We start from the raw sequence: 21075 nt of genomic DNA, 5'->3' as shown, positions 1-21075 counted from the left end.
TATATTAAAAGAATCGGCTGTGCCAACTGTCTAATGCAGGAGTCTCCCACGATTCATTGAATTCAGCAATATTATTAACCAAATTATTAAAGACAATTGTCTCACCTGTAACCGCTTTGTCTTTTGCCATTCTCTTGAAATCAATCAACGTTTTATGAGCAACATGTTCGCCCACTTTAAACGTAACGTTCATTTTATCAAGTAAATCGACTTTGTATTTTTGCTCTAAACTTTGAATAAAACCTACAGAGGAATCTATGGAACAACCGGTAGCCATTTGTTCTTCTTGATTGACCGCCAAAATAATGAAGCGATTGTATTTAAGTAAATACGAAGCGGTTAAACCCGTACCATGAGCTGCCCAATTTTCTATAAATTGTTCTAAATCTATTTGGATCTCAGCTATTTCATCATCCGAAAATTTTCGATTGGATTGGTAAATCCATATTTTGGATTCTTCAGGAAGCGTATCAAAGGGAACGTACATTGTTATTTGTTTTTTATTAAAAAGAATAGCAATCTATTCTTATAAATCATCTGCATTGGCAATCATTTCAGCAATATCCATTACTTTAACATCACCTTCTTTTTCTTTATTTTTAATTCCATCGGTCATCATTGTGTTACAAAATGGACAACCAGTGGCAATAAAATCAGGTTTAGTCTCTAAAGCGTCTTCTGTTCGTTCGATATTTATTTCTTTATCTCCTGGTTCCGCATCTTTAAACATTTGAGCTCCACCAGCTCCACAACACAGTCCGTTAGCTTTAGAACGTTTCATTTCAACCAATTCGGCATCCAATTTAGTTAACAAATCGCGAGGGGCTTCATAAACATTATTGGCACGACCTAAATAACAAGGGTCATGAAAGGTAATACGTTTTCCTTTAAATTGACCGCCTTCAATCGCTAAACGACCGTCGTCTAACAACGATTTTAGAAATTGGGTGTGGTGCACTACTTCGTAAGTTCCACCTAATTCTGGATATTCATTTTTTATAGTATTGAAACAATGTGGACAAGCGGTAACAATTTTTTTAGCTTCATAAGCATTCAAAACTTCAATATTCATCATGGCTTGCATTTGAAATAGAAATTCATTTCCCGCTCGTTTTGCTGGGTCACCCGTACAACTTTCTTCCGTTCCTAAAACTGCAAACGAAACATTTGCACGATTCAAGATTTTGACAAACGCTTTGGTAATTTTCTTGGCTCTGTCGTCGAAACTACCGGCACAACCCACCCAAAAAAGAACTTCAGGTTGTTTGCCTTGTGCCAACATTTCTGCCATTGTAGGTACCACTATATTTTCTGCCATTGTAAACTTTATTTATATTATAATTGGATGATTTTGAAAAATCATTTAATCTTCGTCTTGAAAAACTTCGATGTTCACTTTTTTACTTACTAAATCAGTAAACTTCCCTTTATACTGTGTTGCACGAACAATATGGTTGTCAATCCAGTGGTAATTTCCTCCACGAGGCTTTCCCATTAACATTGCATGATAGTTAAAACCGTGTTTTTTCAACCAAATTTCGGTATACTCTCGATGTGCTTCTGTTCTTGAAGTGAAAAAAGTAATGATATGACCTTCTTCAAACCATTTATTCAAAATTTTAAGCGCTTCAGGATAAACTTGTGCAGTTAACATTCGCTCAGGTTCTTCGTTTGGGATGTCGTCACAAATCGTTCCGTCAATATCAATAAGGTAATTTTTAATTCCTTCGGGTAAAATTGGACTTATTAATGCTCCGTTTTCAACAGTTTCTACTAATTTTTGAGCTTCATTTGGTGCTTTCATATTTCTTGTTTTTATAATTTTACAATAATAAAAAACACTCTTAACCTCACCTATAAGAGAATTTTTAATTTTAACTACTTCTTTATTCTATCATCTATATTCGTTCTTCTTCTAATTCTCATTTTTCCAGTTCAATCGGTCTTGTTGATTGTATTGCCAAGGAGCTCCATTATTTTCAATATTGGTCATCATCGCATTCAGTGGCATTGGAGCCGCGCTTTGTTCCATTACTAAATATTGACGCATGTCCATAATGATAGAAAGTGGACTGATATTTACAGGACATTCCTCTACACAAGCGTTGCAAGTGGTGCAAGCCCAAAGTTCTTCTGCTGTAATATAATCGTTCAGTAAAAACTTATTATCAGGTACAAAAACCCCCTTATTTGCATCGATATTTTTACCTACTTCTTCCAGACGATCTCGCGTATCCATCATTATTTTTCGCGGCGACAATTTCTTTCCGGTTTGATTTGCTGGACAAACACTTGTACAACGACCACATTCGGTACAGGTATAAGCGTTTAACAACTGATCCCAGTTTAAATCTTGTACATCAGATGCACCAAATTTTGAAGGAACAGCATCTGCTGGAGCTGCTGCATAAGGATCGGCATTAGGATCCATCATCAATTTCACTTCAGTCGTAACAGCTTCTAAATTTTCAAATTTTCCTTGTGGATTTAGATTTGCAAAATAGGTGTTTGGAAATGCCAGTAAAATATGCAGGTGCTTTGAAAAATAAAGGTAATTCAAGAATATCAAGATACCCGTAATGTGCAACCACCAAGCTGCACGTTCGATAACATAAACAGTTGCATTTGGAACACCTTCAAAAAGAACAGCAATATATTGACTAATAGGAAATGAACCTGCAGGATGAAAATGCATAAAGGCACCGCTTACATTTTGTAAGTGAAAATCAGCTGCATTCATTACTAAAAACAAAGTCATTAGAACGACTTCAAAGTATAAAATAATATTACCATCTGATTTTGGCCATCCTTTCAAATCCGAATGAATGAAACGTTTTAATTTAATAATATTTCTTCTAATGAAAAATATGATTACAGCTATTAAAACTAAAAATGCTAATATTTCAAAAGAACCAATCAAAACATTATAGAACGAACCCATAAATGAGAAAATACGATGTGTTCCAAAAAGTCCATCGATAATAATTTCTAAAACTTCGATATTGATGACCACAAAACCCACATAAACAACAATATGCAAGAATCCCGCAACCGGACGTTTTACCATTTTAGATTGACCTAATGCAATCATAAACATATTATTCCATCGTTCGCCTTTTCGATCCGATCGATTTACATCTTTACCCAATTTTATATTTCGAAGTAGTTTTTTACAATTTAAAGTAAAATACCCTATTCCGAGAATAAGTAAAATTGCAAATAAAATATTGTCTAAGTATTGCATAGTTTTTCAGCAGTTAATTTGAAATTGTATCGTTAGTTTTGGGTGCTACGTAAGGTTTATTCTTTTTTCCAAATAAGGATACATTAATATATCGTGTAGGATTCAAGCGTAAATCTTGCAACAACAATTCTAATTCAGCAGAAGTAGTATTTAGGTTGTTGTACAATTGATCGTCCGTCAGTAGTTTTCCCATTGTTCCTTTTCCTTGCTGTAAATCAGTAGAAATCTTATCAAAATTGGTAACGATTTTATCCACACCTTTCATAGAATTTTCAAAATTCCGGAGCGCTTGACCAATTTTAGCTTTCGCCAAAGTATCTGATAGTTTAGAAAAATTAGATGTGGCTTTATTTAAATTTGCTAATGATCCGTCAATATTTGATTGGTTTTTGTCGATAATTTGGTTGACGTTACTTCCCACTTTAGAAAACTCATCCATTAAAACATTTAATTTAGAAATACTTTCACGTAAGTTTGCTTTCGATTTTTCATCTAAAATATCATTCAAATTTTTCAATAATATATCTGCATCTTCAGCTACTTTTTCAATTTTTTCTTGCAAAGGAGTTAGTTTTTCCCCAACTAATGAAGTTAATCCGGGAACGTTTCTACCTTTAAAAAAATCTCCCGATTCTGCCATTATGGGGTCTTGAAAATTGGGAACAATCTGAATTTGCTTTCCGCCAATAAGTCCTGGTTCGTAAATATCAATTGTACTTGATTTTGATATAGGAAAATCACTACTAACCTGAATTTCTACTTGCAATTTTCCTGTAGCTGGAATTAAAGTAATTTTCATAATTCGACCAACCACTAATCCGTTAATCGTTACCGGTGCCGAAGTGGAAAGACCTTCAACGTTCTCATATTGAACATAAAACATACGGTATGAGTTAAGTAAATCACGTCCTTGTAGAAAACTGTAACCCCAAATAAATAATAATATCGAAGCAATAACGAGAATTGCTGTTTTAATCTCTCTTGTAATTTTCAAAATATAGCGTTTTTATAAACAAATTTATAATAAATAAATGAAAGTTCGGTTTATTTAATCGCTTCCTGTAAATTTATTTTCTTTCCATCTTTGAACGCTACCACGTAAGCACCTTCAAATCCTTTGGCTCTAGCTTCCGCTAAATTTTGTTTAGCATCATTATATGTTGCCGCATTTCCATACATATACTTGTATAAATTTCCGCTATCGTTAATAACAGAAAGGTTGTTCAATCCCTTAAAATTTCCTGGTGTCAATTCTAAATTTTTACCACTTGCCGCAATTTGAACTTTAAAAACAATACCTTCATTTGAAGTACTAGTTTCTATTTTACTTGGTGCAACTTCCTTCACTGTTTCTTTTTCAGCAATTGGTTCTTTTACATCTGCAGTTTTAGGAACATATTTTTCAATTTGTGCTTCAGTCTTTCCTGAACCGTAAAATTCATTTTTATAGCTGATAACTGCATTGGCAATTCCTGTGGCAATTTCGTCTTGCCCTTCCTCTGAATTAAGATAGCCACCTTCTCTTTTATTAGAAACAAAACCAATTTCAACTAAAACTCTAGGCATGGAAATCTGTCTCAACACTAGAAATCCTGCTTGTTTAACACGTCTGTCTTTTCTACCAAAATTGGTAGCCATTCCGTTTTGAATTCTACTTGCTAACAAAATACTGTTACTTAAATATTCTTCCTGTAGCAAAGAAATCCCAAGGGCACTTTCAGGTGAATTTGGATCGTACCCGTTGTATTTAATTTTATAGTCCTTTTCTAAAGTTACTACCTCATTTTCCTTTTTTGCCACCTCTAAATTTGAGGCATTTCGGTGCATACCCATTACATACGTTTCATACCCTTCGGCAGAAGTATTCTCATTAGCATTACAATGTATCGATACAAAAATGGAAGCATTATTTTTACTAGCAATATTAGCTCTTTCATTTAACTCCACAAAAACATCGGTATCTCGAGTATAAATAACATCGATGCCTGAATTTTTTTCAAGAATTTTACCTACTTTTAAAGTAACGCTTAAAGCAATTTTTTTCTCAGCAAAACCGTGGTAACTCGCACCTATATCTTTTCCGCCATGTCCCGCATCTAGCACAACTTTAAACTTAGTGGATTGGGCAAAACCGCTTATAGAAAAAGCAGATAATAAGATTAGGATTAGGTAGTTATACTTGTTGAATATTCGCATAGGAATTAGAAAAGTTAATTTAATTAAAAACAGTATTGTTATAATTTACAAAAACACTTATTTTGATGAAAAAATTATAGTAAGTTTGACACATCAAATAGTAAGCCATATTTTTACAAAAATAGCATTTAAACTCTTGCGGACAAACTTATTTCATATCGTTTTATTAGCAATTTTCTTAACAATAGGAACTTCAAAATTACATTCGCAAGAAATTCCAAAAGAAATTACGGTTTCTATCCCTGAAAAGAAAGAAGAAACACTTGATACCCTTGCTATTAAACCACTACAGATTCCTAAGAAGGAAGTTGACAGTTTAAAAACGGACACATTACCTAAGAAAAAATCAGTTCTGGAAGGCATCGTCAAGCGAACTGCTGTTGATTATGAACGAATCGACCAAAAGAAGAAACTGATTACTTTATATAACGAAGCGGAACTGCATTACCTCGATGTGGAACTTAAAGCAGGTATAATCGTAATGGATTATGCCAAGAACGAAGTTTATGCAGGAAGAATTAAAGATACCGCAGGAAATTACACACAGCGTCCTGTATTTACGCAAGGTTCTAATGTCATAGAACCTGATTCTATCCGTTTTAATTTTAAAACTAAAAAAGTCCTTATCTGGAATTCTCGAAGCGCTCAAAGCGGTCTTAATTTCATAGCTCGAAAAGCAAAGAAAGAAAACGACTCGGTTTATTTTATGGAAAATGTGAAATTTACTACAGCGGAAGATATTGATGATCCCGAATACTATTTTTTAGCGAGAAAAGCCAAGTTTGTTCCCAATAAAAAAGTCGTTGTAGGTATAACTAACATGTACATTGCAGAAGTTCCTACCCCAATTGGCTTACCCTTTGCTTTCTTTCCAATGACCGAAACCAGTCAATCTGGCGTTATATTACCTACATTTAGTGACACCCGCCAACAAGGGTATTCGCTACAAAACGGGGGTTACTATTTTGCATTAAGCGATAATTACGACCTTACTCTTTTAGGTGATTATTATACAAACGGTAGTTATGCCTTACGTTTCGAATCGAGTTATGCCAAAAGATATAGTTTCCGCGGAAATGTGAATCTTCGTTTTGAAAATCAAATTACTAGTGAACGTGGATTTCCTGATTATGCTAAAAATACGATTTACAATATTCAGTGGTCCCATGCTCAAGACTCTAAATCCAATCCTAGTTCACGGTTTTCAGCATCACTAAACTTAGGAAGTAGCAGTTACTTTCAAAACTCGTTGAATCAAGTCAATGTAGGTTCGCGCTTAAATAATACGTTAAGTTCCTCTGTTTCTTATTCCAAAACTTTTAATTCGGTTCCCTCCGTGAACTTATCGGTGACGGCAACTCATTCTCAAAATACGCAAACGGAACAAATTAGTATGACATTGCCTACTTTACAATTAAGTGTTGACCGTATTTTCCCATTTGCATCAGAAGACCAACCCAAAAAAGGTTTTATCAAGAACATTAATTTTCAATATAATTTAAGAGGTGAAAACCAAATTAGAACTACCGATTCGCTTTTTTTTAAATCTGAAATGTTTAAAGATGCTAAAGTAGGCTTTCAACATTCGATTCCCTTAACCACTAATTTCAAAGTATTCAAACATTTTAGCGTTTCAACAGGAGCTAATTATAATGAAGTGTGGTATTTAAAAACCATTCGCAGAAATTTTGACGAAGATCAAGGTCAGGTGGTACAGAGCGAAGTCAATAAATTTGATGCATTCCGAACTTATTCTTTTTCAAGCAGTGTTGGAACTACAATTTATGGTACTTTTAATTTTAGCGAAACCAATAAAATTCAAGCCATCCGTCATGTGATGCGACCCTCTGTTTCTTATAGTTATACGCCAAGTTTTGAAAAATATTACGACACTTATGCAACTGATGCAAGTGGCACTATGCAAAAAGACTATACTCGTTTTGAAAGTGGGATTTTTGGAGCTCCCGGAAAATCGTATGCGAATAGTTTAGGCTTGAGTTTGAACAATACGTTTGAAGCTAAAGTAGCAAGCAAAGATTCAACATCAACTGAACCAAAGAAAGTGATGTTATTAAATAACTTAAACTTCTCTACAACTTATAATATTGCAGCAGATTCATTGCCATGGTCGCCTGTTCGAGTAAGTGGAGGAACTTTATTGTTTAAGGACAAAATGAACATTAATTTTGGCGCCACTTTAGATCCTTATGCAATTAATAATGCAGGAACTAGAATTGAAAAATACAATATTGACAATGGGGGGAGTTTATTCCGAATGACGAGTGCCAATATGACTATAAATTATTCACTGGATAGTACGGGAGACGAAAAGAAAGACAACGACAACAAGCAAGGAGCTCGAAATGGTGGTCGTGAAGATGATTTATTTGGTTCCAATGAAGATTTTGGAACAAGAAAAGGTACCGAGGATAAAGATGAAAATAAAAATAAAGAATCTTCAGAGTTTTTTACCGCAAAACTGCCCTGGGATTTAACCTTTGCCTATTCCTTAACCTATGGAAATTTGAACCGTCATAAGAAATTAACGGGTAATTCGATTATGATTTCAGGAAACATTGACATCAGTCCAAAATGGAAATTAGGCGTTTCTACAGGTTATGATTTTGTGCAAAACGGCGTCACCTTTACACAACTACGGTTTCAGCGTGATTTGCTCAGTTGGCGAATGGATTTTAACTGGACACCATTTGGTGATTATGCCAATTGGGGGTTCTTTATCGGTATTAAATCCGGTATTTTGAGTGATATTAAGTGGGACAAACGAAATCAAGCAGACAAAGTTATTCGATAATTAAAGAAAAAACACCCATGAAAAAAATAATTTATACAGACAAAGCACCTGCACCAATCGGGCCATACAACCAAGCTGTTTTAGCGGGAAATACACTATATACTTCAGGACAAATTGCTCTGAATCCTGTAACAATGGAACTCGTGACCGAAACCATTGAAATCGAAACCAAGCAAGTCATGGAAAATATGAAAGCCGTTCTTGAAGCAGCCGGTATGACCTTTGAAAATGTAATAAAAAGCACCATCTTCATCATGAACATGGGCGATTTCAGCAGAATAAATGGTGTTTATGAAACTTATTTCGACGAAAAAACCGCTCCTGCAAGAGAAACCGTACAAGTAGCGTGTTTGCCTAAAAATGTAAATATCGAGATTTCGATGATTGCCGTTTTGTAGAAAATAATTTGAATCGGTGTCCTTGTCCATCTGAATTTGTTTCAGATTCCACTCCCCACTCGTCGAGGAATCCAGACTTCGAAAGATTTTAAATTCTAAATAAAAACCTAAACCAATAAAAAAGCCGCCAACTACTAGTTGACGGCTCTTCTTTATTATAAGACAGCTGGATTAAAAATCTAAAGTCAAATTAATCACACCACTTGTTAAATCAAGGTCTGCACCTGTTGTTGGCGAAGTCACATAACCATTAAATGTTCCCGTAATTTTCGTATCCGAATTCACCGTGATATTCGAAGTCCAATTTCCACCTTCTGAAACTGCTAACGGATTATAGTCCGATGACAATATGTGTATATTGAAATTTTGAATCGCCATAGTACCTGTTGCATTAACTGCAAGGTCAAATTCAATATAATATCCAGCTGTATCTTCTGCATAAATATGTTGCGTTATACCAACTGGAGTTATTGAAATATTCTTATTAAACGTTCTCGGAGCCGACCCAACAGTTACCGTGATTGAACCCGTTACTGCCTCATCTGAACAATCTCCAAGACTGTTAATAATCAGACTCAACGCACCCGAAGTATCGCCACAAACTGCAATCTGAGCTTCTAAAGCTGCTTTATAAGCTACACATTTTGCTGCACTTTCTGCATCAGTTGCATTATTGTAGGCAATTGCAGCACTTAAAGTAGCTGATGCCGCGTCATCACAACTCGTATCTACACTGCCGCCGTTGCTATCAGAAGAACAAGAAAGTAATCCCAAACCAACTAGAAGAGTAGCAATAATCATTTTTAATTTCATCATTTTCATTTTATTTTTTTAAATTAGAAGTTGCAAAAATAACACGATTATTCAGTTTGTAAATTTTTTAATGTTAAAATTTTGAAATACAATCTATTTGCATCAGACAGTTAACAAACCATTAAAAATTATTTTATATTTTATATTTAAAATCATTAATGTCCGATAAAATAAAGACGATGTGTATTAAATTAAAATTACTATTTTTAAAAAAGTTATTTTACATAAATTACAAGTCATAATTATCAATAAATAAGAAGAGTAGCGTTTTTAATTTTTACATGGTTCATCATTAATCCAATCTTCGGACAGGTAAATTTTAATGAATCAGTAAACATTTATAACATTGATTCGTTGAGTACCAATATTATTTATGATGATTTTGATAATGATAATGATATTGACTTCATAAAATACGTGTCGAATAACCAAATTAATGTATTACTTCATAAAAATGAAAACGGAAATTTAAATTTAAAATCACCAAAGCTTATAGCTAATAACGTAAATCCGATTCTCTCTCTAGATATTAATAACGACAATTATCCTGATATCATTACTTATAGTTCAAATTCCACAATTGGTGTACTGTACAATTTACAAAACGACACATTTAGTGCTGAACAAACATTAGTAAATTTTTCTGGGTCGAATACTATATCACCCTTTAAATGTGACTACAATAACGACGGATTTATTGATTTAATCTTAAAAAATAATCAAAATATGTTATTTGTGTTGCTAAACAACGGTAATGGTGGTTTGTCAACTCCACAACTTTTATTAGCAATGGAGAGTTTTACCTCATTATACCAAATTGATGATTTTGATAATGATGGAGATCTTGATTTATATATACTAGGTTCTACTTTAAAAATTTATTTAAATAATGACGGAGAGTTCGAAACTTCATTTACACTTGAAATTGACTACACACCTTTTGAAGAATTCGGAATCCTTGACTTAGATTCAAATGGATATAAAGATATTTTATACTGGAAAAACGGTGCAATTCGGGCTAAATATTTTGGTTTTAATACAAATAGTAATCAAGTTGTTGCACTAAATGAGCTCGCTGTTGTTCAAAACATTCCATTTTTCGCTAATAGTAATAATGATATTTCTATATATGTGAAAGATAATAACCTTGGTAATTATGATGTTTATGTTGCTTTAGAATCTACGCCAAATCAATCAAATATTCATAAATTCAACGTCTATAATGGAGTTTTTGGAAGTCAGGAAGTTGTCTTGTCTAATTTTGATATAAACTCATTTTCCTTAAGAAATTTTAAATTTTTAGACCTTAATAATAATGGAAATGTTGATTTTACATTTTCTTCAAATTATAACGGACAAAATATGCTCCTTATAAATTATGATATTGATAATCTATCAGATAAAACAATATGCGTTCAACAAACAATTAACGCTTATATGTTTAGCGTTATTGATATGAATGGAGATGGAATTGAGGATGTTTGTGTTGGACAACAAAACGGATTAGGTTATTTCGAAAAAATGATTAATAACGAGCATCTTGCCTTAAAAAATTTAATAGGTGTCATGTCAAATCCAAACGCATCTAATTATACTTTGAATAATATCATGGATTTTGATAACGATGGCTTAGGTGATGTAATAGATTATAGTTCATCAGGTATGTATGCCAAAGTTTTTAAGAATCTCGGAAACGATAATTTTTCATTCGTACAAAATGTTTCACTCCCTATTTTTACAACAGGAATTTTTTTTGTAGATATTGATAACGATGGATTTAAAGATATGCTTTTTAAAAAAAGTAATTTTACTACAGGTGAGGTGCTGAGGTGGGCGAAAAACAACAATGGAGTTGACTTTGGAACTGTTCAACCCTTATCTTTTACTTATCCTAATACTATTGAAATTATTTCATTAGGTATTGATGATTTTAATAATAATGATACTAATGATATTCTTTTACTTAGCCAATATTATGCTATTGATAATTATAATTATGAAGTAATTTTACTTGAAAATCAAGATGGTGTTTTTTCAGCTACAACTGTAGCAAGTTTAACAGACACTTATAGTAATGGAAATATTAAAATAAAAGATATCGATCAAGATGGCGATTTAGATTTTTTTGTATACAGCAGAGATACAAAGCCTTTTTTATTCTATAGAAATGATGGCCAAAATAATTTTTTCAAAATTGTAATTGAGAACATTAACATTGATGATATAGAATTTGATGATAATGATGGAGATGAAAAATATGAAATTTATGCCGTGAATTATAACTCAAATTTATACTCAGGCAGTATTTTTTATTACAAATCTTTAAATTTTTTAAGTTTTCCAAAATTTGAAATTGACTCTTTTCAGAAAAGTAGTGATTCAGCGATAGATTTGTTATTATTCGATTACAGTGGTAATAATAAGAAAGATTTATTTATTAATTCTGATTCTTTTTTTGGCTCAATCTCAGTTTATTTTAATTCTTCCAATACCCTTTCAATAGAAGAAACTACTGCAATTAACAATTTAAAAATATTTCCAAATCCTTTTACGAACGCTATAAATTGGGATGGTGATAATAATAAAAATTACGAATTACAATTATTCACATTAAGTGGCACATTGATTCATCAAGAAAAAACTTCAACTAATAGTCTGGATTTATCGTTCTTAAACGGAGGAATTTATTTATTAGTTATTGAAGATTTAGATTTGAATTCTAAAAGTACTTATAAAATAATTAAAAAATAAAGCAAATCCTCACTACCAAATACCTTCGTGTAGCATACTCTAACTATTTTCTTCAAAGCCTCCTAACTTCGAAGGAACACTACTTAACACCAATAAATAAGCCCGGTAAAACCGGGCTTATTTATTATATAAAGTACATTATCTATCTATTCATTATGCAAAAACGCTTGTCTGTTCAACAACGTCTCCTCGCTTTCCACATGTTCATCATCTAGAATACAACAATCTACAGGGCACACTGCCGCACATTGTGGTTCATCATGAAAGCCTTTACATTCTGTACATTTGCTAGGAACAATATAGTAGTAATCATCAGAAACCGGTGTTTGTACCGCATCCGCATCTACTTCCGTTCCATCGGGTAAAACCACTTTACCAGTTAGTTTCGTTCCGTCTTTATACCGCCAGTCGTCTGCACCTTCGTAAATTGCGGTGTTTGGACATTCGGGTTCACATGCACCACAATTGATGCATTCATCAGTTATTATGATTGCCATTTTATTTATTTTTAAAAAGACTTTATGTACTAAATTCGGTACGTATTGTCTATTGGGTAGAAAAGCTTTATTTTTGTGCAAAATTACACCCAAAACATTTCATAAGCAAATCAATATGACCTTAGCACATAAAAAAAACACTTTAATCGAATTAGGTAAATTTCTCTCCCAATTTCACTTGGAAAAAAGCATCCCTAATCCCGAAGTTTTAAAAAATGATTTGTTTTATACTGCTTTTTTAGACCTCATTGAATTGTCGCAATCACACAACGGCTGGTACACGCCCGAAAACGTATATTTTGCAATAAACTCTTGGGCAAAAGCGTTGACAAAAGAAAACTTAGAACAGTTTTTGTCGTCTTATACTTTTGAAAATAATACTCCTAAAACAGTCGGTTTAGTATTGGCCGGAAATATACCGCTTGTGGGTTTTCATGATTTTATTTGTGTGTTACTTTCAGGTCATAAAGTACAGGTAAAAACATCGTCAAACGACCAAATGCTATTGCCGTTCCTTGCTAATTACCTTACATCTGTTGAACCCGCTTTATTGAACTACATTCAATTTTCTGAAGGAAAACTAACTGATTTTGATGCCGTCATTGCTACTGGAAGTAATAATACCGCACGTTATTTTGAATATTATTTTAAAGACAAACCTTCCATCATTCGAAAAAACAGAAACTCGGTTGCTGTATTAAACGGAACCGAAACTCCCGCAGACTTTGACGCTTTGGGCGAAGATATCTTCCGCTACTTTGGTTTAGGTTGCCGAAATGTTTCCAAACTTTTTGTACCAAAAGGTTATGTCTTTGATGCTTTTTTCGAAGGCATTTTCAAACACCAAGACGTCATTCACTACGAAAAGTACGCTAACAATTACGATTACAATAAAGCTGTGTTTCTAATGAGTAATTTCAAACTTTTAGACAATGGTTTTCTCACCATCAAAGAAGACGCGAGTTACTCCTCCCCGATTTCAAGTGTTTTCTATGAATTCTACGATGATTTGGAAGACTTGAAAACAAAACTTGCCAACGAACACGAACAAATTCAATGCATTGTTTCCAACGACTTAATTCCTAACAGCATTCCTTTTGGAAAAACACAGCAACCTGAACTTTGGGATTTTGCAGATAATGTGGATACAATGGAATTTTTAAAATCTTTATAATAATTGTAAAATTTGCTATATTTGAATAAAAGAAATCCAAATGAAAAATTTTACATTAACTCTATTATTCTTTATTAGTGCTAATTTAGTTGCACAAGTTCCTCAAACGATATTTCCTACATCAGGGTATAATGGAACCTATTTCGGACGCGATGTGAAAATTTCTAATAATGAAATTTTAATATCGAGTGCTAACGCTCCTACAGAAATTGGTGGCTCAGGAAAAGTATTTCTTTTTAACTTGGCAAATAACCTATTAAATCAAACTGCTTTTTTTTATCCAACAGATGCTTTAGTTACTGATAATTTCGGTTCTTCAATTGCAATCGAAAATAATCTCATTGCTATAGGTTCCCCTTACCACGACTCAAATTTTCAAAATTCTGGAGCCGTATATGTTTATAAAAAAACAAATGGAATATGGGAATTACTTCAGAAAATTACAGCAAATGATGCAGCTTTAGATGACCATTTTGGAAGTTTTGTAAGTATCCACAATAATCAAATATTAATTTCTGCAACAAATGATGGCAATGGGTCCGTTTACGTTTACGATTTTAATGAAAGTGCCTATTCATTCTCAGAAAAAATTACAATTGCAAATTCGTTGAAATTCGGTTCAAAAATCGAAATCGAGAATAACAAAATGATAATTTTAAGCAACATACTTGATTCAAATGCTGTTTTTTTTGCAACTTATACCTTCAATGGAACAAATTGGATAATACAAAATGCAACTCTTCCTTTAGGATCTTTAGAAGAAAATATAAAAGACTTTAGTTTATCTAACAATCGCCTTTATTTGATTTCTTCTTCTATATTTAATAATGGAAAAATTAATATTTATGATGATATTGATAATATATGGTCATTCACAAGTGCAACAGATGTAAACATTTTTCCTGATCAGGTATTCACTAAAATTGAAGTTGTTGCTAATACGATGCTTTTAGGAAGTACAGAATATATTTTACAAACTGAAAGAAAATTTCCAGTGCTAATTTATAAAAACATCAATAATAATTGGACATATCAAAATTATGTATATGGTTTTGGAGAACCAAATAATGACGATCACTTTGGAGCGTGTTTAGCGTTATCTGAAAATCTAGCAGTTGTTGGAGCTCCACAAGAAGGCGTGGCCTATAATGCTGGTCAAGCCTACTATTTTGATACTTTTTTAAACAGAAAAAGTTTTGAAAAAAGTAGCCTTTATTTATATCCAAATCCTATTTCAGACATTCTGAATATCAAGAACGACTCTCAATTAACAATTGATGGGGTCAACTTGTATTCTGTTAACGGAAACTTGCTGTTATCTAAGAAATCAAGTTTAGAGCAACTATCATTAACAAATTTCCCTACAGGAATGTACTTTTTAAAAGTTCATTTTTCTAATAATACAGAAACTACTTACAAAGTTTTGAAAAAATAAACCTGAAATACTATTTACGAAAACGTTTTTGTTAATAGTATTTTGAAATAGTTACCAAATTGTTACCGCTACTTAAATTGCTTTTATTGAAATTTGTAGTTACAATCTTTAAAACCACGATTCAATGAAAGTACACAACTTTAGTGCAGGACCTTGTATTTTACCTCAAGAAGTTTTTGAAAAAGCCGCACAAGCCGTTTTAAATCTCGATAACTCTGGTTTATCCATTTTAGAAATCTCACACCGAAGTGAAGCTTTTTTAGCGATTATGGACGAAGCGCGGGCACTCGTTTTAGAGCTTATGGAATTAGATACTAAGGAATATGAAGTACTATTCCTTCAAGGAGGAGCAAGTATGGAATTTTTACGCGTTCCCTATAATTTATTGGCAGAACATCAAACCGCTACTTATTTAGATACTGGAAATTGGGCGTCCCTTGCAATTGCTGAAGCTCGTGCTTTTGGGACCGTTGCAATTGTAGGTTCTTCTAAAAACAAAAACTACAATTACATTCCCAAGGATTATGCTATTCCTGAAGATGCTACATATTTTCATTGTACATCTAACAATACCATTTACGGAACGCAAATACACGATTTCCCTGAAACAAAAGTACCCGTGATTTGTGACATGAGTTCTGATATTTTTTCAAGAAAATTAGATTTCACCACTTTTGATTTGATTTATGCGGGAGCTCAAAAAAACACGGGACCGGCAGGTGTAACGCTTGTAGTGGTTAAGAAAGAAATATTAGGAAAGTCGGGAAGGAACATTCCCAATATTTTAGATTATCAAAAACACATCGCGGCAAAAAGTATGTACAATACACCGCCTGTTTTTGCAATTTATACTTCCTTGTTGAATTTGCAATGGCTTAAAAACAAAGGTGGAATTCTTGCAATTGAAGCACTAAATAAAGAAAAAGCCGCTTTACTTTATGCAGAAATTGATAGAAACCCACTCTTTAAAGGAACGGCTAATAATGCAGACCGCTCGTTAATGAATGTTACATTTGTACTAAATGACGCGGGTCAAACCGAAAAATTTGCGGAAATTTGCGAAGACAAAGGCATTTCTGGAATTGTAGGTCACAGAAGTGTGGGAGGTTATCGCGCTTCCCTTTACAATGCATTACCAAAAGAAAGCGTACAAGCTTTAGTAAATGCGATGCAAGAATTAGAAAAGTAGTAGTAAAAATTGAACAGCACAAAATAAGCAGCATGATAGTATTAGCAAATGATGGAATTTCAAAAAAGGGAATTAAACTTTTAGAAAAAAACGGATTTGAAGTCCTTACAACCAAAGTAGCTCAAGAACAATTGGCCAATTACATCAACGCGAATGACGTAAGCGTCTTATTAGTTCGCAGTGCCACAAAGGTCACTAAAGATATTATCGACGATTGTCCTTCTCTAAAAGTTATTGGTCGTGGTGGCGTAGGAATGGATAATATTGAAGTGGATTATGCCCGTTCTCAAGGAAAAAATGTTATAAGTACACCCGCATCTTCAGCAGAATCAGTAGCAGAATTGGTTTTCGCACATTTATTTTCTGGAGCACGTTTCTTGCACGATTCCAATAGAAATATGCCTTTAGAAGGCGATAGTAATTTCAATGGATTGAAAAAAGCCTATGCAAATGGCGTTGAATTAAGAGGAAAAACCCTAGGAATTATTGGTTTTGGAAGAATTGGTAAAGAAGTGGCGCGAATAGGTTTAGGCTTAGGAATGAAAGTAATTGCTTCGGATAAATTTGTTGGTGATGCTGAAATCAAAGTAGATTTCTACAACGGTCAATTCATTAATGTGAAAATTAAAACCGAGCCTTTAGAAGATATTTTAAAGCATGCAGATTTTCTTACTTTGCACGTTCCTGCTCAAGAAAACGGTTACATTATTGACGAAGCAGAATTTGAACTGATGAAAGAAAATGTTGGAATCATCAACGCATCACGAGGCGGAATTATCAATGAAGTAGCTTTACTTAAAGCTTTAGACAATGAAAAAGTACTGTTTGCTGGATTAGATGTTTTTGAAGAAGAACCAACTCCTGCCGTACAAGTTTTGATGCATCCTAAAATTTCACTGACGCCACATATTGGTGCAGCAACTCAGGAAGCTCAAGAACGCATCAGTATCGAACTTGCGCAACAAATCATCGGACTTTTACCCGCATAATATAAGAATAGATTACAACTGAAGCCAGACTTAGCGTTTGGCTTTTTTTGTTAAATCAAATAAAAATCAGTTTGATTACCATCAAAAAAGCGTATTTTTAAGCAAAATATGAATTATGAAAAAATATTATCTTGTAGCAGTAATCTTATTTTTTGCAGTGGCTTGTGGCACAACAAAAACGGCAAGCTTTGACAAAAGTACTTCCAAAAGCGATACCATACGAATTGCAAACGACGAGTTAGAGTATGAAGTAATCATTATCGATGCTGGATTCAACACTTGGTTAGCCACTTACGGAAAACCACGCAATTACAACAGTCAGCATTATATGGAACAACGGAATCAAACATGGGTAATGCAGTGGAACCAAAATGTGATTTCAGGACAACGCCGGGATTTGTTTGAAATGACTATTAATTATGATTCCAATACCGATTATGGATATGAGGTAAATTATTTACTTTATAACTATTTAACTTATGTTCAATTAACAAATAATATTCAACTGGGAGGTTATAGTGCTCGATTATAAATCTTACTTTTGTATTTATTTAGTTCCAAATGAATAAGCTTAAAACCCGTTGGGGAATCACCTCAAACTATCAACTTATTGTCATTTTTATTGTTTTTGCAATAAACGGTTCGTTATCTGCAAAAATTTCTTCGTTTCTTTTAGGAGAATTTGGGATGACGAAAGACAACACGAATATTGTTCTTTATTATATCATACTATTAGTACTCGTACTTCCACTCTATCCGTTTATGCTGATGTTTTTTGGATGGCTTTTCGGGCAATCAAAGTTCTTTACTCCTTTTGCTAAACGAATGATTCGAAGTATGAAAATGGGATTTCTATTACCAAACGAAAAAAGCTAGAATTTTTAAGTTCTAGCTTTTTTTTATGAGGTATGTGTAAAACCACATTAACGTAAAGGAAGGAATAATATCAGTCGCAGGAAGTATTTCTTCTAAAAAGGAAACGACTCCTGCTACTTTTCCCATTGTGCCTTTATACATCCAGACCATTAGTAAACCGGATATTGGAGCCCAAACTACATCTGGAAATTCACCTAAAAAAGGAATCGAAAAAGACATCATACCAATGGCGTCAAACAATAAGCTTAAGACTAAATCTCTAGTTTTGTTTTTCTTGTCAGAAAGTTGTTCCATTTGTTTCATAGTACATTATAAAACAAAAAACATGCCTAAATTTTTCTCGTTATTTTTTCAATTTATCTTGAAAATTCTTTTTCAATTTGTCAATTTTGGGAGTAATTACATAAGTACAATACGACTGGCTTGAATTTCGACTGTAGTAATTTTTATGGTAATCTTCTGCCACATAAAATTTAGGTGCTTTTGAAACTGCAGTCACCAAGGTCTTTCCAAAAGTATTTTCGAAGTTCATTAAAGAAATGTAGTCTTCCGTGATTTTCTTTTGAACTTCACTGTGATAAAAAACTTCGCTTCTGTATTGTGTTCCTACATCTGCACCTTGTCGGTTTAATGAAGTTGGGTCGTGTGTTGCGAAAAACATTTCTAACAACGCTCCAAAACTCACTACTTTACGGTCAAATACAATTTCGATTGCTTCTGCATGTCCTGTTGTTCCAGTTGTTATTTGATTATAGGTTGGATTTTCAATTTTTCCGCCAATATATCCAGGAAGAACGACTTTTACACCTTCGATTTCTAAAAAAACAGCTTCTGTACACCAAAAACATCCTCCAGCGAAAGTAGCGACTTCTAATTTTTCTTGAACTAAGTTTTCATTGTCTGCATTTGATTGCGTCATCTTTTTAATTTCTTTTGATTGACATACCACTGTTGAAAATGCCAATGCGATTGCTATTAATTTTTTCATTTCAAAATAGGTTTTTTAAAATTAAACTGCTGATGAGAATTTCGACTTTACAGTCACTACCTCCTCATTGATTCGTTCCTATTGCCTTTTTTGTTCATCAAAATTAACCATTTAATTAAACAGAACTACAACCTCTTAACGCAACTTTATAACTTATGTGCGAAAGAAAGCAAGGCGGTAGATTTAGATTTCCGAAAAACTTTGTTACTTTGTAAAAAAATTAATTATGATTGAGGCACTTAATATTCAAAAGTATTACGACGATTTGCAGGTCTTAAAAGGGGTGGATTTACATATTACGAAAGGTGAAATTGTCTCTATTGTTGGTGCATCAGGTGCTGGAAAAACAACATTGCTTCAGATTTTAGGTACATTGGATGTTCCCTCGCCAACCACTTCTACTTCTTTGAAAATTAATGGAGAAGATGTCTTGAAAATAAACGACAAAAATCTTTCAAAATTTAGAAACCTGAATTTGGGTTTTATATTTCAATTTCATCAATTGCTTCCTGAATTTACAGCTTTAGAAAACGTTTGCATTCCTGCATTCATCGCAAAAAGAGACAAGAGAGAATCCGAGAAAGAAGCCATTCGACTTTTAGAATACTTAGGACTGGGTCATCGAATTCACCACAAACCCAATGAACTTTCGGGTGGAGAACAACAACGCGTTGCTGTTGCACGAGCATTAATTAACAAACCTGCAATTATTTTTGCCGATGAACCTTCGGGAAATTTAGATACAGTTTCGGCTGAAAATTTACATCAATTGTTTTTTGATTTGCGAGACGAATTTGGGCAAACTTTTGTCATTGTAACTCATAATGAAGACTTTGCCAACATGGCAGACAGAAAACTAGTAATGGTTGATGGCTTAATTTCAAATTAACATTAATGAATCAGTCCGAATTAAAATCATTTTTAGACGAAAAAGTAGCCCTTTATAACCGACCCGATTTTATCGAAAGTGACCCAATTCAAATTCCGCATCGTTTTTCTTTGAAGGAAGATATTGAAATAGCAGGTTTTTTGAGTGCCACAATCGCATGGGGTAATCGAAAGATGATTATCAATAATGCGTCAAAAATGATGGATTTGATGGGGAGTTCTCCTTATGATTTTGTAATGTCGCATTCAACGGAACAACTGCAAGGTTTTGATAATTTTGTACATCGAACTTTTAACGCTACTGATTTCAGAACATTTATGGCTGGACTCCGTCATATTTATACCAACCATAACGGATTAGAATCGCTTTTCATTAATGTTGAAAACAATTCGGTTCAAAAAAACATCAGTGACTTCAAGAAGGTTTTTTTTGAAATTGAACACGAACAACGAACCCAAAAACACATTTCCGACCCTTTAAATAATTCAGCTGCCAAACGCATCAATATGTTCTTGAGATGGATGGTTCGCAAAGACATAACTGGCGTCGATTTTGGCATTTGGAAACAAGTTTCTCAGGCTTATTTATCTTGTCCACTTGATGTTCACTCTGGAAACGTGGCGCGAAAACTACGCTTATTGAATCGAAAACAAAACGATGCCAAAGCGGTCTTAGAACTCGATACCAACTTACGGATTTTAGACCCAAATGACCCTACAAAATATGATTTTGCCTTGTTTGGACTGGGTGTTTTTGAAGGGTTTTAATCACTTTATTCTATCAACGACTTTTAAATTAATGTTAAACAGTTGTCGTTTATAATT

21 protein-coding genes are annotated in these 21075 nt (G+C 33.4%); 11 read left to right on the top strand and 10 right to left on the bottom strand.

The features are described 5' to 3' along the window. Window positions 1-4 precede the first annotated feature (4 nt). The 6 genes from ACQ5J2_RS10770 to ACQ5J2_RS10745 all read right to left on the bottom strand — a co-directional run bounded on the left by ACQ5J2_RS10770 (window position 5) and on the right by ACQ5J2_RS10745 (window position 5440). Window positions 5-487, bottom strand: a complete 483-nt coding sequence (locus tag ACQ5J2_RS10770; protein WP_432670410.1) for an ABC transporter ATPase — start codon at window positions 485-487, stop codon at window positions 5-7. 39 nt (window positions 488-526) lie between these two features. Continuing rightward, on the bottom strand, window positions 527-1318 hold the full coding sequence (locus tag ACQ5J2_RS10765) for a (Fe-S)-binding protein (RefSeq protein WP_432670409.1): 792 nt from the start codon (window positions 1316-1318) through the stop codon (window positions 527-529). 45 nt (window positions 1319-1363) lie between these two features. After that, on the bottom strand, window positions 1364-1804 hold the full coding sequence (locus ACQ5J2_RS10760) for an LNS2 domain-containing protein (protein WP_432670408.1): 441 nt from the start codon (window positions 1802-1804) through the stop codon (window positions 1364-1366). Window positions 1805-1915: 111 nt separating this feature from the next. Beyond that, the gene (locus ACQ5J2_RS10755) at window positions 1916-3244 is read right to left on the bottom strand and encodes a 4Fe-4S dicluster domain-containing protein (RefSeq protein ID WP_432670407.1); all 1329 of its coding nucleotides are present in this window, start codon (window positions 3242-3244) and stop codon (window positions 1916-1918) included. Window positions 3245-3257: 13 nt separating this feature from the next. Continuing rightward, a complete protein-coding gene (locus ACQ5J2_RS10750; protein ID WP_432670406.1) occupies window positions 3258-4238 on the bottom strand; it encodes an MlaD family protein in 981 nt (326 codons plus the stop codon). Window positions 4239-4288: 50 nt separating this feature from the next. Next, complete coding sequence (locus tag ACQ5J2_RS10745) at window positions 4289-5440, bottom strand: N-acetylmuramoyl-L-alanine amidase family protein (RefSeq protein ID WP_432670405.1); 1152 nt, start codon at window positions 5438-5440, stop codon at window positions 4289-4291. Between the two features lie 85 nt (window positions 5441-5525). Between ACQ5J2_RS10745 and ACQ5J2_RS10740 the strand changes: the two genes are divergently transcribed. Both ACQ5J2_RS10740 and ACQ5J2_RS10735 read left to right on the top strand, forming a co-directional pair. Next, window positions 5526-8252 carry a putative LPS assembly protein LptD gene (locus ACQ5J2_RS10740; protein ID WP_432670404.1) on the top strand — a complete coding sequence of 909 codons (2727 nt, stop codon included), beginning with the start codon at window positions 5526-5528 and terminating at the stop codon, window positions 8250-8252. A gap of 17 nt (window positions 8253-8269) precedes the next feature. Further along, a complete protein-coding gene (locus ACQ5J2_RS10735; protein ID WP_432670403.1) occupies window positions 8270-8650 on the top strand; it encodes a RidA family protein in 381 nt (126 codons plus the stop codon). Window positions 8651-8821: 171 nt separating this feature from the next. On the opposite strand, the gene ACQ5J2_RS10730 is transcribed toward ACQ5J2_RS10735, so the two are convergent. Beyond that, window positions 8822-9466 (bottom strand): hypothetical protein, encoded by a 645-nt coding sequence (locus ACQ5J2_RS10730; RefSeq protein WP_432670402.1) that lies wholly within the window; start codon window positions 9464-9466, stop codon window positions 8822-8824. Between the two features lie 351 nt (window positions 9467-9817). Here ACQ5J2_RS10730 and ACQ5J2_RS10725 point away from each other — a divergent pair, with 351 nt between their 5' ends. Further along, window positions 9818-12214, top strand: a complete 2397-nt coding sequence (locus ACQ5J2_RS10725) for an FG-GAP-like repeat-containing protein (RefSeq protein WP_432670401.1) — start codon at window positions 9818-9820, stop codon at window positions 12212-12214. Between the two features lie 146 nt (window positions 12215-12360). On the opposite strand, the gene ACQ5J2_RS10720 is transcribed toward ACQ5J2_RS10725, so the two are convergent. Further along, on the bottom strand, window positions 12361-12711 hold the full coding sequence (locus ACQ5J2_RS10720) for a 4Fe-4S dicluster domain-containing protein (RefSeq protein ID WP_432670400.1): 351 nt from the start codon (window positions 12709-12711) through the stop codon (window positions 12361-12363). Window positions 12712-12826: 115 nt separating this feature from the next. On the opposite strand from ACQ5J2_RS10720, the gene ACQ5J2_RS10715 reads away from it, so the two are divergent. The 6 genes from ACQ5J2_RS10715 to ACQ5J2_RS10690 all read left to right on the top strand — a co-directional run bounded on the left by ACQ5J2_RS10715 (window position 12827) and on the right by ACQ5J2_RS10690 (window position 18374). After that, window positions 12827-13885, top strand: coding sequence for an acyl-CoA reductase (locus ACQ5J2_RS10715; protein ID WP_432670399.1), 1059 nt, complete (start codon window positions 12827-12829; stop codon window positions 13883-13885). 40 nt (window positions 13886-13925) lie between these two features. Beyond that, window positions 13926-15320, top strand: a complete 1395-nt coding sequence (locus tag ACQ5J2_RS10710) for a T9SS type A sorting domain-containing protein (RefSeq protein ID WP_432670398.1) — start codon at window positions 13926-13928, stop codon at window positions 15318-15320. Window positions 15321-15444: 124 nt separating this feature from the next. Then, window positions 15445-16509 carry a 3-phosphoserine/phosphohydroxythreonine transaminase gene (gene serC, locus ACQ5J2_RS10705; protein ID WP_432670397.1) on the top strand — a complete coding sequence of 355 codons (1065 nt, stop codon included), beginning with the start codon at window positions 15445-15447 and terminating at the stop codon, window positions 16507-16509. A gap of 32 nt (window positions 16510-16541) precedes the next feature. After that, a complete protein-coding gene (locus tag ACQ5J2_RS10700) occupies window positions 16542-17498 on the top strand; it encodes a D-2-hydroxyacid dehydrogenase (protein WP_432670396.1) in 957 nt (318 codons plus the stop codon). Between the two features lie 115 nt (window positions 17499-17613). Next, window positions 17614-18030, top strand: coding sequence for a DUF6146 family protein (locus ACQ5J2_RS10695; RefSeq protein ID WP_432670395.1), 417 nt, complete (start codon window positions 17614-17616; stop codon window positions 18028-18030). A gap of 29 nt (window positions 18031-18059) precedes the next feature. Further along, the gene (locus tag ACQ5J2_RS10690) at window positions 18060-18374 is read left to right on the top strand and encodes a DUF6787 family protein (protein ID WP_432670394.1); all 315 of its coding nucleotides are present in this window, start codon (window positions 18060-18062) and stop codon (window positions 18372-18374) included. Between the two features lie 12 nt (window positions 18375-18386). Here the strand turns inward: ACQ5J2_RS10690 and ACQ5J2_RS10685 are convergent, their stop codons facing one another. Both ACQ5J2_RS10685 and msrA read right to left on the bottom strand, forming a co-directional pair. Then, window positions 18387-18668, bottom strand: coding sequence for a hypothetical protein (locus tag ACQ5J2_RS10685; protein WP_432673302.1), 282 nt, complete (start codon window positions 18666-18668; stop codon window positions 18387-18389). Between the two features lie 49 nt (window positions 18669-18717). After that, window positions 18718-19293 carry a peptide-methionine (S)-S-oxide reductase MsrA gene (gene msrA / locus ACQ5J2_RS10680; protein WP_432673301.1) on the bottom strand — a complete coding sequence of 192 codons (576 nt, stop codon included), beginning with the start codon at window positions 19291-19293 and terminating at the stop codon, window positions 18718-18720. A 295-nt stretch (window positions 19294-19588) separates the two neighbouring features. On the opposite strand from msrA, the gene ACQ5J2_RS10675 reads away from it, so the two are divergent. After that, window positions 19589-20251 carry an ABC transporter ATP-binding protein gene (locus ACQ5J2_RS10675; RefSeq protein WP_432670393.1) on the top strand — a complete coding sequence of 221 codons (663 nt, stop codon included), beginning with the start codon at window positions 19589-19591 and terminating at the stop codon, window positions 20249-20251. 5 nt (window positions 20252-20256) lie between these two features. Next, window positions 20257-21018, top strand: coding sequence for a TIGR02757 family protein (locus tag ACQ5J2_RS10670; protein WP_432670392.1), 762 nt, complete (start codon window positions 20257-20259; stop codon window positions 21016-21018). Window positions 21019-21075: the final 57 nt, after the last annotated feature.

Origin of the sequence: Flavobacterium sp. SM2513, from assembly GCF_050908145.1 — a bacterium.
In the GTDB taxonomy this organism is placed as follows: Bacteria; Bacteroidota; Bacteroidia; order Flavobacteriales; family Flavobacteriaceae; genus Flavobacterium.
Note: the sequence above shows the minus strand (reverse complement) of the source record. Positions and strands in the feature narration are given on the sequence as shown.